This window comes from Marinigracilibium pacificum (assembly GCF_012926615.1).
GTDB classification, from domain to species: Bacteria; Bacteroidota; Bacteroidia; order Cytophagales; family Cyclobacteriaceae; genus Mangrovivirga; species Mangrovivirga pacifica.
Window position 1 is genome coordinate 140163 of sequence record NZ_JABBNU010000007.1, and the last position, 14524, is coordinate 154686.

Genomic DNA, 14524 nt, shown 5'->3' on the forward strand with positions numbered 1-14524 from the left:
TATGTTTGAAAAAGAAATTGCTTACGTAGAGCCACTTTCTGCCGTAAATAATCTCAAAGGTAGAGATGGAGGTAATGTTTCTTTAGAGAGCCTTTCTCAGGCTGAAAGAGATGCATTATTTAATCTGTTAGAAGATACTGTCGGATTAGACAGTCGGGATGTTGCTTCTCTTTCTACAGATGAAATAATAGACCTTTTAGAACCTTCAGTAAGAGATGTTTCCAAAGGTTCGGCCTTGAAAAAAAGTACCGAAATAATAAAGAAGGTCGGTAGAAGAAAACCCAAATTTCAATTTCCGTCTGCTGAAGCTGCAATTCCGTCAACAAACAAGAAAAAGAATCCATTAAATCAGTCAAAAGAGAAGTTGCAGAAAATGCAGCAAATCACTGAGATAAGGAAAAGGAAAGATCTTATTCTTAAACCGGTCAAAAAATACTTTAATGGATTAAAAAAGAATGAAATAGCCTCAGTAAAAGGGTTTAGAGAAAAGAATAAGGTTCGTAAGCAATTTGAAGAGTTTGAAAAACAGCTTGTAAGCAAAAAAATTGAGATTGGTACAAGTGATTTTAAAAATGAATTAATAAAAGCTTTTCCCAATATAAACTGGCAGCAACCATTGGTTGATTTGTCTTCATTGGAAAATGAATTAAATATCCTCAAAGGAATAGGAGGGACTCTATCTGAGGAAAGTAAAACCGAAGATAATGAAAACCTTTCTTCAGAAGAAAATGGAAATCAAAAAGATGAAACCTCTAAGGATAATGCCAAGAAGTCTGAGCAGTCGCAGAATGAAGAGAAAATAGGGAAGAATAGTGAGGGAGAGAACAAGAAGGAAGATGGTGTTAATGATAAATCGGATTCAGAAAATAAACCATTTTCAAAAGTAGTCGATTTACCTGTTTCTCAAGGAAAAGGTGTTATAAAATCTCCTTTAGAATTAGTAAAGAATCCTGAAATAATTGGTAAAACTTTGTCAGATGAATTGACAGAGGAAAACAAAAAAGCCAAGGAATCACTGCCTGAAATAAATACTCCATCAGGACTTGAATCCGGAGTTTTGAAGCTTCCTGAAGTTAAACCAGATAATGATTCTGATGCTAAAATTGAAGTGCCAAATCCATCAGAAGAACCTGCCAAGGAGGAAATAAAGTCTAAGGTTGAAAAGACAAAGTCAAAAGCGGTAGAGAAGCTTCCTGAAGATATAGGAGAGTTCCCGGTGTCACTTCCGGATATTGATGTAGATCTTGGGCCAAAACCAGAAATTCCATTAAAAGGAAAAGCAGATCCTGAAAATGCTAAAAAACTGAAAGAAGAAACCTCTAATGAAGTCGAGTCACGTAAAGAGAGGTTTAAAAAATTTCTTGAAGCTAATAGAGGTATTGATCTGATTAAACCCAAACCAGATAATGAAATTCTGAAGGCAAAAGAAGAATTGTCTGATGAAGTAGAAGAGTTAAATACATCATTAAAAGATAAAGTTAATGACTCCATACCTGAGATTGAACAAGGGTTTGCAATAGAAGCAGAAAAAAGCATTGGCCAGAAATTACAAGAGGAACAAAATAAACTAGATAGTGGTAAGGAAGAATTAAACTCTAAAAAAGAGGCTGCAAGGAAAGAACTTGATACAAATATACAAGAGAAATCTGCTGAAACGGCTAAAGAGCAAGAGGCAGCTAAGATAAAGGCTCAATCCGAAACAGAAGCTAAAAAGCAGGAGTGGCAGAAAGAAAATGAGGCTGTATATAAGCAATATGAGGTTGATGCAGCTAAAGCTGACAAAGCGACCAGTGAGCAAATTCAAAATAAATTAGCTGAAACTGATAAGGCAGTAACAGCTAAACTTAGTGAAGCTCAAAGTGAGACAGATACAGCAATCGCCGAAGCAGATAAAAAGGTCCAGTCGACAAAAGAGGAAGTAGAGCAAGATAAAAGTTGGTGGGATAAAGCAGCTGATGCGATATCCAGTGTATTTGATAGCCTTAAATCTGCGATAAATAGTATTTTCGATGGCTTAATAAAGTTGGTTGAGTCGATTATAGAAGCAGCCAAGGCAGCAGTTAACGGGTTAATCGATGCTGCAACCAAAGCCATTACCGGATTTATAAAAGCCTTTGGAGATATTCTGAAAGGAATCGTTTCAGTAGTCTTTGCTGCGTTTCCTTCAATAGCTAAAAAGTTTAATGACCTAATAGATAAGGCAGTAGACTTTGCCGTAAAGGCTGTTGAGAAAGCCGCTGAGGTACTCAAAAAAGCAGTAAACATGTTACTTGATGCATTTGCTGCAGCTGTTAAATTCTATATAGAGGCTTATAGAGCGTTGGTTAATGCAGTATTAAGTGTCGTCGAAGGATTAGTTGTTGGGTTGATAAAGATATTCAAGGGTATCACAAACCTGGGCAAAGCAGCTATTATGTCACCTGATCATTTCATGGGGCAGATGTCAGTTGAACTTTTAGGCCAGGATGTAACCCAGCGATTACCAAATGAGCGTGAATTTGTAGAAAACGCTGAGGGTGCAGCCGTGGATGCAGCTGTTGCCCAGGCTAATATGCTTAGGGAAGATAAGCAAATTCTTTCTAAGTCCTCATATGAGGAATCAGATGTCATGGCTGATGAAGTCTTGACAGATATGATATTTGATAATGAGTTGATGGCTCAGATTGGAATGATTCCTGAAGGAGGGACAGTTGAATTTGGGGAATCAGATGATAAGGAGCATGGTATGGATGCTGTTAAGAAAGATGCTGTAGATGTATCTTCAGTAGCAGAAACTTCTGCCACTGAATCAGCAGCACCTCAGACAGTTCAATCTCCGGCCTCGGCAGCACCACAATCAGAAGAAAAAGTTGGGCCATTTAATTCTCCAATGGAAAGAGCTTCGTATTTAGCCGGAACCATGAAAGATGCTGTTGTCAAATGGTTTAGCGAAAATAAGACTAAGATTATTTTGAGTCTGATTGGAGCAATCGGTGGATTGATATTAGCCAATATATTGACCGGAGGTGCGGTGATGGCAGCAATTCCATTAATACTTCAGATAGTGGGTGCTTATTTTGCCGTTGAGGGTATTTATCAGATGGCAAAGCATTTCGGATCATATATCGGGCAAGCCTGGCCGGGTAATTTGGTTCAGGGAGCAACCCATTTGGCTAGAGGGTTAGCGGCATTGACCATAGAATTAGTATTCGCATTATTATTTGGTGGAAAGGCAGCGTTAAAAGGTGCGAAGAAGGCAATTAAGACAGTTAGTAAGAAGGGAGTGAAGGGAGCGATGAAGTCTGGTGCCAAAGCAGCCAAGGCAAGTGCTAAGAAGTCAGTAAAAGAAACAGGTGAAGCCTTTACAAAACTTGGTGCTACAGTTAAAGATGGAGGTAAGGCACTTGTTAAAAACGGCAAGGTCGCCATGAAAGGAGTTCGCAAGGGCATGGTTAAAGGAGCCAAGACCTTTGACGACCTGGGTAAGCGACTGAGTAAAAACCTTCGATTTAAGAAATTCAGAATTAGTGTTGAAAAGCGACGATTTAAACTTGAGGGAGAAGTTAATCCTTGGGTGTTATTGGCAAGTGGGAAGGTGGAATATATTGATGCCAGCGATCCAAGAGTTAAGGGGAAATCTGTTGGAAGTAAAGTTAAATTGGATAAGAATAGCAAAGCGAATTGGGATAAAGATAAAGACGGAGTTCTAATAGGCTGGCAGGATACAAAAGTTTCAAAAGGAAAGGGAATAGATGATAGCCAATTAACAGGTAGCAAATACGTTCAGGATTTGGATGCTGATGAAGCCAAAGCTATAGATGAATTTGCTGAGTTAACAAATTCTGGAATGACCAATGAACTTAGGGGAAATAGGATAAGAGGGGGAGCAAAAAGTGAAAGAGTTTCTTTAAGAAAGGAAGTTAGGGATGAAGTATACAAAAATGCAGATTCCGGGATGAAGGATGCCAATGGATATACTATTTACCTTGATCAAAAGACATTTAAACCAATACCTAACTATGGAACTCATTATCCTAAAAAGACACCATTAGGTCATCCTCACCCAAAAGCAGGTCAGCCAGTACCAGCTAATCTAGTTGGGAAGCCAAGAGCTGATATAGGACATGCCAAAGGACAAACATGGGAAAAAAGACTTGCAAAGCATAAAAGAGATGGTTTAAGCAGAGAAGAAATAATTGAGATTGAAAATAATTCGGCTTTGTACGTTTTAGAAGAAAGAAGTTCGAATAGAAGCCGTAAATTGGATTAAAAATTAAATTAACAATGGATTTTTATCAAGCAGTATCTAAAAATAATATTGAAATAGTTGAAAATCTTCTATTGGAAGGATTTGACGTTAATACTAAAGATGAGTTCGGAGAAACAGGAGTACATATATCTGTATCCAAAAACAATTTTGATATTTTGAAAATACTCATTGATCATCAGGCGAATATAGATATTTTAAATGAGGAGGGTTATTCACCTGCTCAAATTGCTGTTATTGATGGCTCCTATGAATCATTAAAGACTCTTTTAGAGAATGGAGCCGATATAAAAACAATAGACCCCAATGGCAATACATTATTAGCAAATGCAGTGATGCATTATCGAGGAGATGATCGGATAATTAAACTATTATTAGAGAAAGGTATTGATCCCAAAATTGAAAATAATCATGGAATTTCTTTATTTAACCTATTAAACATGCCGAAAAATAAAGATATCAAACACTTATTTGAATAAACTTAACAAAAGGAATTAAGAATAAGTTATAAATCCTATAATTTGAAATGACTAGTCATAAATAAACGGTACTGTTTTACAAGGATAATAAAATTAAATAGCACTGTGCAATGGCATTGTGCTATTTTTCTATTTATAGTCAGCAAAGGCATGACAAAAGGAGCCAAGACCTTTGACGACCTGGGTAAGCAACTGAGTAAAAACCTTCGATTTAAGAAATTCAGAATTAGAGTTGAAAAACGACGATTTAAGCTTGAAGGAGAGGTTAATCCATGGGTGTTGCTGGCGAGTGGGGAGGTTAAATTTGTTGATCAGAAAGATTTAACTAGAAAGTCGGGAAGTCGGTTAGGTGATAATGTTATATACAAACCTAAAGGGGCAGCAAAAGGAAGGAAAGCAACTGTTATAGGAGAAAAGAATGTAGGTGGCAAAGGTAGTGATTTTGTTGAAAGATATAGAGGGGACAAAAAGGCTGGCAAAGAACTGTACGGTGACCTAATGTCTAAAGAAGGTAAATCAGCAAGAAAGCAACATATTAAAGGAGAATCTGGAAAGACTTATGATGAATATTTAGCTTTATATGGAAAAAAAGTAGCAAATACAATTGAAAACAGACATAAGTTGGCATCTGGAATGGGGAAAAAACCATATGCAAAACCTGGTTTTGATGATTTTAACGCCCATCACAGAATTCCAGTTGAAGCAATAGAAAAAAGTGACTTATTGAGGGAAGCAATAGAAAAAGGTTTTAAATTTAATAGTGATGTTAATGGAAGTTGGGTGAGAAGATATAGTAATAAATCAAGAACTCATCCTGATACAGGAAAGATTTTGGCTAGCCCTGAAGGGATACATGCCAGTCATAAAACTTATAATAGGCAGGTTATTAAAAAATTAAACGAAATTGAGAGTAGAGGGTATGATCCTGATAAAGTAGTAGAAATAGTTGAAAGTCTTTCCAAAAGACTTGGAAAGAAAATTGATAATCCAATGGAAGCAAATGAACTTTTTGTGAAAAAGGAGTTAGCAAGAGGTAGGAGTCTTGATGAAATATTGAAAGATCCTGGATATAAAATTATAAATGATATTGTTTTATAATGGAGTTGAAATATTATGAAATTGAACCTTCGGTAGATTTGGATATAGTTGGTACTATTCCTCAAATATCAAATACCAAAAATGGGTTGAAAAAGGCTGATCTTGATACTTACAAAAAGATTAAGAAAGCAAAAAGTTTTCCAGAGAAAATCCCTGGTTTGGATAATTTAATTCTTGATACAGGTGCAAAACTAACAGATTTTTTGGATTGTACTTTCTTGGCAGGTTTAAGGGGGATATTAGTTAGTTTAAGGATGAAAAAAGTTTTAGATGGTCTTAAAATATCTGCTGGGAAATTTTATGATGTAAATCTTCATTATAATGGAAAGGTTTATGAGTATTATTTTCTTTATTTTTTAGAATCTATTGATTTAGTTAATTATCCTAAGTCTATTTTTGTTGTAGCTGATTATCTTGATATGGATGAAGAAAATGAAATTAAACTAAATTCTTATGAGATGCATGGTTTGGAGAATAAAAAGGTTGAAGCGGGATATATAGTTAACAATAAGGTCATTAGTTTAAAATTTATGCCAGATTTATTTGCTTTGCCATACAGTAATATTATTTATTTATCTGAGGTAACAAAGAAAAATTTAGAAGCGGCTAATTTAACTGGATTTGATATTAATTCTACAAAAACTGTATTTTATAAATGAACTTTAAAAAGTTGGTTATAAGAGATTAATTAAGAAAAGCACATTTAGAAAATATAGTATTTGAAATAAATCAAAGATATTCTAGTCTTCAGTTAATAACTGAAGGCTTTTTTTATGACCCTATTTTACTGTCGAAGGAATTTATCAGATGGCAAAGCATTTCGGATCATATATCGGGCAGGCCTGGCCAGGTAATTTGATTCAGGGAGCAATCCATTTGGCTAGAGGGTTAGCGGCATTGACCATTGAATTAGTATTTGCCTTATTATTCGGAGGGAAAGCGGCACTGAAAGGAGCTAAGACAGCTATCAAGACAGTTAGTAAGAAAGGAGTAAAAGGAGCAATGAAGTCTGGCGCTAAAGCAGCCAAGGCAAGTGTAAAGAAATCCTTTAAAGAGACAGGAGAGGCCGTTGGTAAACTTGGGAAAACCGCAAAAGAAGGTGGACAAGCCCTTGTTAAAAACGGCAAGGTCGCCATGAAAGGGGTTCGCAAAGGCATGACAAAAGGAGCCAAGACCTTTGACGACCTGGGTAAGCGACTGAGTAAAAACCTTCGATTTAAGAAATTCAGAATTAGTGTTGAAAAGCGACGATTTAAAAAAAGATCTATCTGGTCCAGAAATTTAATTGTAAAGTTATTTTGAATAAAGTCAATTTTCTGTTGAAAAGGATATAGCCTATTAGAATTAAATAATTAGTTTTGTTTTGCAACAATTTAAAGGGATTTACTCGGATCAGAATAGGAGGGATAAGTTTAACTATAAAGTGATCAATAACATTCTATATTTAAGTAGGTTCCCTTTTTATTTGTAAACACTGAAACAAGATTAATTGATAATATAAATAATATATGGCTTCAGGATTTTTTGCTCTTTTTGATGACATAGCAGTGTTAATGGATGATGTAGCTGTTATGGGTAAAATAACAACAAAGAAAACCGCAGGCATTCTCGCTGATGACTTAGCTGTTAATGCTGAAAAAGCTTCCGGGTTTGTGTCATCGAGAGAATTGATTGTTTTATGGAAAATTGCTAAGGGCTCTTTTTTGAATAAAGTAATTATTCTACCGGTTGCTTTCCTCTTAAGTGCATATTTTCCCGACGCTATAATTTATCTATTATTGACAGGTGGTGTTTACCTGGCTTATGAAGGTGGTGAAAAGATCTATGAATATCTTTTTCATAAATCAGAAACTAAAGAAGAAACTAAAGTCACCAAAATGACAGAAGAGGAAGCTTTTGCCTATGAAAAGCAAAAAATAAAGTCAGCTATTATTGTTGATTTTATTCTGTCTGTAGAAATTGTAATCATCGCTTTGGGTACCGTTGTTGGAGAACCAATACTTAACCAGATTATAGTAGTTTCCTTGGTTACTTTTTTAGCCACTATTGGAGTATATGGTTTAGTTGCCTTGTTAGTAAGAATGGATGATTTTGGTTTTAAATTATTAGCTACCAGTACCTCAAAATTTATAAGAAAGGTTGGTTATGGTATGGTGAAAATACTGCCATATTTAATAAGAGGTTTAGCAGTAATAGGAACTTTTGCGATGATATTGGTTGCTGGAGGAATATTTGTTCATAATCTTCATTTTGTTCATGATTTAGTTCATTCTTTTCCTTCAATACTAGGAGAATTTATTGTTGGCTTGGTAGTTGGAATTTTAGCATTATTAATCATTAAAGTTTTCTTACTAATTAAAAATGCAATAGTTAAATAAGTGAATATTGGGTTAATATGTAGAAAATTAGTGTCAATTATAAACCTCAGATACTCGATTAATTTTGGTATATTAGAAAAAACATGTCCTGAAAGTTCCAAAATTATATAGTCATTTATAATCGATGAAAAGTCAACTGAAGAAGCTAGTTACGACATTATCAATTCTGATTATCATAGTATTTCTAATCTTTACTTTTAATCAGCTAATAGACCTTTATGCCAACTTATTTATTATTAATCAAACACTAGCGATTGTCGTAACTTCAGTTGTATCTGTTTTAGTATTTGGATTAATCCTAATTCCTTTTGTAATCTTTCTTAAGTTACCTAAGGCAATTACGAAGCCGCTTGATGATGAAGATTTACCAGAATATCGGCGTAAAGTAATTAAGCGATTAGCTTCAAATAAATTGATCAAGGCTGAGAAGTTTGATCTTTCAACAGAAGACGGTATTTCAAGTGCATTATCATTTTTAAATGAAAAGGCTGATAAGGCGATATATGATACAGCAAGTAATGTCTTTTTAACAACAGCAATTTCTCAAAATGGTAAACTTGATGCATTTACTGTTCTTGTGACTCAAACCAGAATGGTTTGGCAGGTTTCTCATATATATTGGCAAAGACCAGCTTTAAAAGACATGCTTAATCTTTATGCTAATGTTGGAGGTGCTACATTTCTGGCTACTGAGATTGAAGACATGGATATTTCCCGGCAGATTGAGCCTATAATTGGAGCCTTGGTTAAAAGCCCGGGTCGTTCTCTTCCTTTGGTTGGGCATGCTGCTCATATCATTACAGATTCTTTACTTGAAGGTTCAACAAATGCTTTCTTGACTCTAAGGGTGGGGGTTGTTACAAAGAGATATTGTGGTGCTATAAATTCCTTAGATAAAAGAGAAATTAGAAGGAATTCTTTTATAGAGGCATCCGGGATGTTAAAAAGTCTTGTGTATACTTCTTCTTCAAAAGTAATAAAGAGCTTGTTAAAGGCTACAAAAGATACAGGAGTAAATACGGTTAAATCAGGACTTGGAGCAATAAACAAAGCTGCCAGAAGTGTAAAGGAAAAACTTGAGAACCTGACTAAACGATCACCTGGTGAAAAGGCATTGAAACCCGGGCCTGATACAGATCAATCCTGAAGTTCCTCTTCTTCAAGGTCAATATTGTAATAGCCTCCCACGTTTTCGGATCTGTTAGCTGAGCTTTTTACAATCACATAGCAAACATCGATCATGTTTCTTAATTCACAAAGTTGAGTTGAGATTACTAGCTTCTTGTATAAAGCACTTGTTTCCTCATACATAACTTTTAATCTTCTTAAAGCTCTGTTAAGCCTTTCCTCAGATCTGACTATACCAACATAGTCAGTCATTAGAGTTTTTAACTCATTTTTGCTACAAGTAATTAAGACAAGTTCTTCAGGAGGAACTGTCAAATCAGCATTCCATTCTGGTATTTTTTTGAAAGAAACAGTGTCAGGGATCTTTTTAGAAATGTCAATAAAACATCTGTGTGCAAAAACCAGAGCTTCAAGTAAAGAATTACTGGCTAATCGATTTGCTCCATGCAGACCTGTTCTAGAACATTCTCCACAAGCATATAAATTATTGATATTTGTCCTTCCATTAAGATCTACATCAATACCCCCACATACATAATGAGCAGCAGGAGCAACAGGGATAAGATCTTTAAACGGATCAATACCTGATTCAATACATTTATTTAGAATATTAGGGAAATGTTCTTTGAATTTTTTCTGATCAAGGTGCTTGCAATCTAGGTAGACACACTCATCACCCAATCGCTTCATTTCTCTATCGATAGCTTTAGCTACAATATCTCTGGAAGCAAGTTCACCTCGATCATCGTATTTGAACATAAATCGTTTTCCAGATCGGTTTCTTAAGTAAGCACCAAACCCTCTAACAGCCTCTGAAATTAGAAATGATGGATTTTCACCTTGTTTATATAATGCCGTAGGGTGAAACTGAACAAACTCCATGTCTTTCAGCTTTGCTTTAGCACGGTATGCCATGGCGATACCGTCACCAGTAGCAATAAGCGGATTGGTAGTTGTTTTATACACCTGCCCAATTCCTCCTGAAGCTAAAATTGTATAATTAGCCTGGAACGTCTCTATCGAATCGGTTTTTTGATTGAGTACATAGGCTCCATAGCAATTTAATTTTTTGCCTTCTTCGTATTTTTTTACCTTTTCTGATACTTGGTGTTCGGTAATAAGATCAATTGCAAAATGGTGGGAGAGAAGTTTGAGGTTTTTTAGCTGCTTTATTTTTCTTAATAAAGTACTCTCCATCTCAAACCCAGTAATATCTTTATGATGAACAATTCTGTTTGCCGAATGCCCACCTTCAAGCCCCAGGTCAAGATCACCTTCAGGGGTTTCATCGAAGTGAGCACCCCAGGAAATTATTTCTTTTAGTCTGTCGGGCCCTTCTTTAACTACAGTTTCAATAACATTAAGATCACCAAGACCCGCTCCGGCTTTTAATGTATCATCGATGTGTTGCTGGAAAGAATCTGAAAGTTCATCAAGAACCACAGCAATTCCTCCTTGGGCATATTTTGTATTGGATTCACTCTCATCAGCCTTGGTTATTACTGTAACTGATTTATCAGGGAATTTTTCAGCAAATTTTATTGAAAAGGTCAATCCGGCCAGTCCAGACCCAATAACCAACACATCGCATTTAGGCATAGATAAAAAATATTATTTACTTAGATAACTCCAACATTCTTTCTATCGGCTGAAGAGATCGTAATCTAAGTTCTTCATCAATATTGATTTCCGGAGTTTCATATTTCATACATAAATAAAGTTTTTGAAGAGTGTTCATCTTCATAAAACCGCACTCAGAACAAGCACATGTGTTATCCTCGTGAGAAGGAGCAGGAATAAGAATTTTATTCGGGACTTCTTTCTGCATTTCATGTAATATACCTGCTTCGGTAGCTACAATATATTTTTGAGCATCATCCTGTTTAGCAAAATTTATAATCCCACTTGTAGACCCAACGTAAGCTGCAGTTTTTAGGATATGAGTTTCTGATTCCGGGTGAGCAATGATTTTAGCATCCGGATGTTCTTTGTGTAGTTCTAATAATTTATCAATTGAAAAAGCTTCGTGAACAATGCAACTACCATCCCAAAGAAGCATATCTCTACCGGTTTCTTTGATAAGATATTTCCCAAGGTTTTTATCTGGAGCAAAAATAATCGGTTTATCAGCCGGTATTGAATCAATTATTTTCTTTGCATTAGAAGATGTACATACTAAATCACTTAAAGCTTTAATTCCTGCAGAACAATTAATGTAAGTTACTACAACATGATCAGGATGTTGCTTTACAAACTTTTCAAACTCAGAAGGGGGACACGATTCTGCTAACGAACACCCAGCATTGAAATCCGGTAATACCACCTTCTTATTTGGGTTAAGGATTTTGGCAGTCTCAGCCATGAAGTGCACCCCTGCAAATACTATTAGGTCTGCGTCTGTTTCGGCAGCTTTTTGAGATAGCCCCAGGCTATCGCCTATATAGTCTGCAACATCTTGAATTTCAGCCTCTTGGTAATAGTGGGCCAAAATGACAGCGTTTTTTTCTTTTCTTAGTTTTTTGATTTCTTCAACTAAGTTTGTCGTAGAAGGTACTTCAATATCCAGATAACCTTTTTTTTCAACAGCCGCAGTATCAATATTATTTATCATCTCCTAATTTTAAATGCTTTGACAAAGTTAATCAATAATTCATATCTAGTTTATATTCTAGTAACGCCTTTTGCTTCTAATAGTTCTACCATAAAGCCAGACTAACCAAATAAATAATTGCTCCTACACCAAATATCACAATGCAATATGGAATGATTCTACTAGCTTTCAATCCAGTAATTCCTAACAGAGGTAAAGCCCAGAAAGGTTGTAACATATTTGTGATTTGATCACCATAAGACATAGCTATTACCATTTTACCCATTGGGACATTCAATGATTTTGCAGCTTCTATTAATATCGGTCCTTGAACAGCCCATTGGCCGCCTCCTGATGGAACGAAGATATTTAGTATTGCTGCACTGATAAAAGTGAAAATTGGTAATGATGATTGTGTACTCCAGGCTACAAATTGATCAGACATTAACTCTGCCAATCCCGAATACTTCATAATTCCCATTATTCCGGCGTAAAGTGGGAATTGTAGAATAATGCCTGCACTTTCTTTTACAGCAATTGTAGCAACTTTTTGAAATTTCCAGATGCTTCCTTGTCCAATAATACAAACTCCAAATAAGATGAAATTAATGAAATTCAGATTGAGAAATCCTGATGCCGAATTGTGTGATTGTGTAAATACAATAATTATTGAACTAATTATGAATAATGACCCGATAAGAACAGCTACTACAGAGCTTTTCTCAAAACCCAGACTATCTTCATCTTCTCTAATTGTAGTAGCTTCAATGTTGGAAAATTCATCATTATCTAAAAAATCAGGTAAGTTTAAACTTCTGCCAGTGATTTGAATTCTTGCTAGTAAACCTAATGGTACCAGAGCCAATACAACCAGGCATGTTAAAAGGTTTTGGTAAGTAAATATTGTTTCACTAACAGGAAGCATTCCCATTTCATTAATTAAAAAATGATCAGGTTCTGCTACTGTTAACGGGGCAGAGCCTGATAATCCGCCATGCCAGATCATCATTCCGGCATAGCCAGCAGCTCCAATTGCACCATAATTTATTTTCCAGTCATTTCTTGCTGCGAGTTCTCCTGTTTTTCTAACAAGTATAGCCCCGAATATCAATCCTAGTCCCCAATTAAGCCAACCCATAATCATTGTGCTAATGGCTATGATTAATATGGCTCTCGTGTTATTTGTACATTTAGAACTAAAGAATTTTATAGCTTCATCGATTGCCGGAGTCATCGCCAGCGTGTGGCCAAGGATAAGAATCAATGACATTTGCATAGAAAATGCAAGTAAATCCCAAAATCCTGCATTCCAAAAACCAAGCGTAGCAACTGTTTTATTCAGAATACCTGAATCAACCTTTGTTCCAAATATTATAGATAGTAATAGTGTTACAATGGTTAGAATAATTGCAATTCCAAATGGAGAGGGTAGGAAATCAAAGTATTTCTTTTTATTTGGGTTGTTCATTAATCTTTATTTTGCACCAACTTACTTAAGATTACTTAAAAAATAAAGTGTATCGACATTATCGGCGTAATCCCAGGGATTTGGTTTTTGTGCTTCTCCAAATTCAATGTATTGTTCATCTTTGCCAACAATACATTGAATTTTTTCTTTTACATTTTCTAAATAACTATTTAACTCTTCATTATTTGCGTATTCCTTATAATAAACTACACTAATAGGAGAGACTATTTCTTCATCGGTTTTCTTTAATAATAAAAAGCCATTATCTAAATGATCTTCCTTATTAACCAGATAAATTGATTTATTATAATCGTAATTATTGCTGTATTTATGGTGGTTGATAATTGTATTGTAGGATTCGATTGATTCGAAAAATTTTTCGAAATTATATCCTTTGGGAACCATCAACATACTAACATTTCTGCACCCAAGTCCAAAATAGGTGAAAATATCTTCACCTAATGCTTTGAGTTCTTCTTCAGATTCATTCCCGTTCAATATTCCAATACTGGTTCTGTTTCTTCTGATAATGTTTGGGTATTTTCCGAAGTAATAATCAAAATACCTACCGGTATTATCACTTCCAGTAGCAATTACAGCATCAAAATCGCTTAATTTATCTATAACTTCAACTTTTTCAGATAGTTGTGGATTTATATTGAATAATTTGTTTAATATAAAATCTATAACCACCTGATCTTGAGAGCTATATTTTATCTTAGCATGGTGACCGCTCAAAAGAATACTTAATAAATCATGAAATCCAACTGCAGGAATGTTACCTGCCATCACTATACCTATTTTTTTTGGATTAGAAACAGGCAGGGAAGGATATGCATCAAGCCATTTAATAAGGTTTTTCTTATTTAAGATGTGTGCAATCCCTGAAATTGCTTTTTTAACAGAGTCATATGTAAACCATGGATTTCTTTGTCCTGCAGCAAAAGCAAGATTTTCGAGGGTTTCCTGATCCAGATTTTCTAATTCTTCGCCAAGCTTTATATATGATTCTAGGTTTGGGTTATTCATGATTATGTAAATTTTGGATCAAAAATAATCAAATACAGATTAAAAATTGTATAATGAATGTGAATCAGGTTTGATAGGAAACTTTATGTTGTTATTTTTGTTTAACGA

General features: G+C 35.1%; 11 protein-coding genes. 7 read left to right on the top strand and 4 right to left on the bottom strand.

The features are described from left to right. The first annotated feature begins 1 nt into the window (after position 1). The 7 genes from HH304_RS12320 to HH304_RS12350 all read left to right on the top strand — a co-directional run bounded on the left by HH304_RS12320 (position 2) and on the right by HH304_RS12350 (position 9348). Positions 2–4249 carry a GH-E family nuclease gene (locus tag HH304_RS12320; RefSeq protein WP_169681924.1) on the top strand — a complete coding sequence of 1416 codons (4248 nt, stop codon included), beginning with the start codon at positions 2–4 and terminating at the stop codon, positions 4247–4249. 14 nt (positions 4250–4263) lie between these two features. Continuing rightward, positions 4264–4725, top strand: coding sequence for an ankyrin repeat domain-containing protein (locus tag HH304_RS12325; RefSeq protein WP_169681926.1), 462 nt, complete (start codon positions 4264–4266; stop codon positions 4723–4725). A gap of 150 nt (positions 4726–4875) precedes the next feature. Further along, positions 4876–5823: an AHH domain-containing protein gene (locus tag HH304_RS12330; RefSeq protein ID WP_169681928.1), complete on the top strand. Its 948-nt coding sequence runs from the start codon at positions 4876–4878 to the stop codon at positions 5821–5823. Further along, positions 5823–6482: an imm11 family protein gene (locus HH304_RS12335; protein ID WP_169681930.1), complete on the top strand. Its 660-nt coding sequence runs from the start codon at positions 5823–5825 to the stop codon at positions 6480–6482. The genes HH304_RS12330 and HH304_RS12335 overlap by 1 nt, the downstream gene beginning before the upstream one ends. A gap of 148 nt (positions 6483–6630) precedes the next feature. Then, positions 6631–7125, top strand: coding sequence for a hypothetical protein (locus HH304_RS12340; RefSeq protein WP_169681932.1), 495 nt, complete (start codon positions 6631–6633; stop codon positions 7123–7125). Between the two features lie 206 nt (positions 7126–7331). After that, the gene (locus HH304_RS12345) at positions 7332–8201 is read left to right on the top strand and encodes a DUF808 domain-containing protein (RefSeq protein ID WP_169681934.1); all 870 of its coding nucleotides are present in this window, start codon (positions 7332–7334) and stop codon (positions 8199–8201) included. Between the two features lie 124 nt (positions 8202–8325). Further along, positions 8326–9348 (top strand): DUF697 domain-containing protein, encoded by a 1023-nt coding sequence (locus tag HH304_RS12350; RefSeq protein WP_169681936.1) that lies wholly within the window; start codon positions 8326–8328, stop codon positions 9346–9348. Here HH304_RS12350 and nadB read toward each other — a convergent pair. From nadB to HH304_RS12370, 4 genes are all read right to left on the bottom strand, one after another. Next, positions 9339–10928 carry an L-aspartate oxidase gene (nadB, locus tag HH304_RS12355; protein WP_169681938.1) on the bottom strand — a complete coding sequence of 530 codons (1590 nt, stop codon included), beginning with the start codon at positions 10926–10928 and terminating at the stop codon, positions 9339–9341. The two genes, HH304_RS12350 and nadB, sit on opposite strands and share 10 nt — an antisense overlap. Positions 10929–10944: 16 nt before the next feature. Continuing rightward, on the bottom strand, positions 10945–11940 hold the full coding sequence (gene nadA / locus HH304_RS12360; RefSeq protein WP_169681940.1) for a quinolinate synthase NadA: 996 nt from the start codon (positions 11938–11940) through the stop codon (positions 10945–10947). Positions 11941–12025: 85 nt separating this feature from the next. Beyond that, positions 12026–13387 carry a TIGR00366 family protein gene (locus HH304_RS12365; RefSeq protein WP_169681942.1) on the bottom strand — a complete coding sequence of 454 codons (1362 nt, stop codon included), beginning with the start codon at positions 13385–13387 and terminating at the stop codon, positions 12026–12028. Positions 13388–13408: 21 nt separating this feature from the next. After that, positions 13409–14416: an acyl-CoA reductase gene (locus tag HH304_RS12370; RefSeq protein WP_169681944.1), complete on the bottom strand. Its 1008-nt coding sequence runs from the start codon at positions 14414–14416 to the stop codon at positions 13409–13411. Positions 14417–14524: the final 108 nt, after the last annotated feature.

Excerpts from the sequence above, each read along its gene's own strand:
- HH304_RS12365 (WP_169681942.1), bottom strand. The coding sequence starts at position 13,387 with ATGAACAACCCAAATAAAAAGAAATACTTTGATTTCCTACCCTCTCCA.
- HH304_RS12350 (WP_169681936.1), top strand. The coding sequence starts at position 8,326 with ATGAAAAGTCAACTGAAGAAGCTAGTTACGACATTATCAATTCTGATT.
- HH304_RS12330 (WP_169681928.1), top strand. The coding sequence starts at position 4,876 with ATGACAAAAGGAGCCAAGACCTTTGACGACCTGGGTAAGCAACTGAGT.
- HH304_RS12325 (WP_169681926.1), top strand. The coding sequence starts at position 4,264 with ATGGATTTTTATCAAGCAGTATCTAAAAATAATATTGAAATAGTTGAA.
- HH304_RS12320 (WP_169681924.1), top strand. The coding sequence starts at position 2 with ATGTTTGAAAAAGAAATTGCTTACGTAGAGCCACTTTCTGCCGTAAAT.
- HH304_RS12370 (WP_169681944.1), bottom strand. The coding sequence starts at position 14,416 with ATGAATAACCCAAACCTAGAATCATATATAAAGCTTGGCGAAGAATTA.
- nadB (WP_169681938.1), bottom strand. The coding sequence starts at position 10,928 with ATGCCTAAATGCGATGTGTTGGTTATTGGGTCTGGACTGGCCGGATTG.
- HH304_RS12340 (WP_169681932.1), top strand. The coding sequence starts at position 6,631 with ATGGCAAAGCATTTCGGATCATATATCGGGCAGGCCTGGCCAGGTAAT.
- nadA (WP_169681940.1), bottom strand. The coding sequence starts at position 11,940 with ATGATAAATAATATTGATACTGCGGCTGTTGAAAAAAAAGGTTATCTG.
- HH304_RS12345 (WP_169681934.1), top strand. The coding sequence starts at position 7,332 with ATGGCTTCAGGATTTTTTGCTCTTTTTGATGACATAGCAGTGTTAATG.
- HH304_RS12335 (WP_169681930.1), top strand. The coding sequence starts at position 5,823 with ATGGAGTTGAAATATTATGAAATTGAACCTTCGGTAGATTTGGATATA.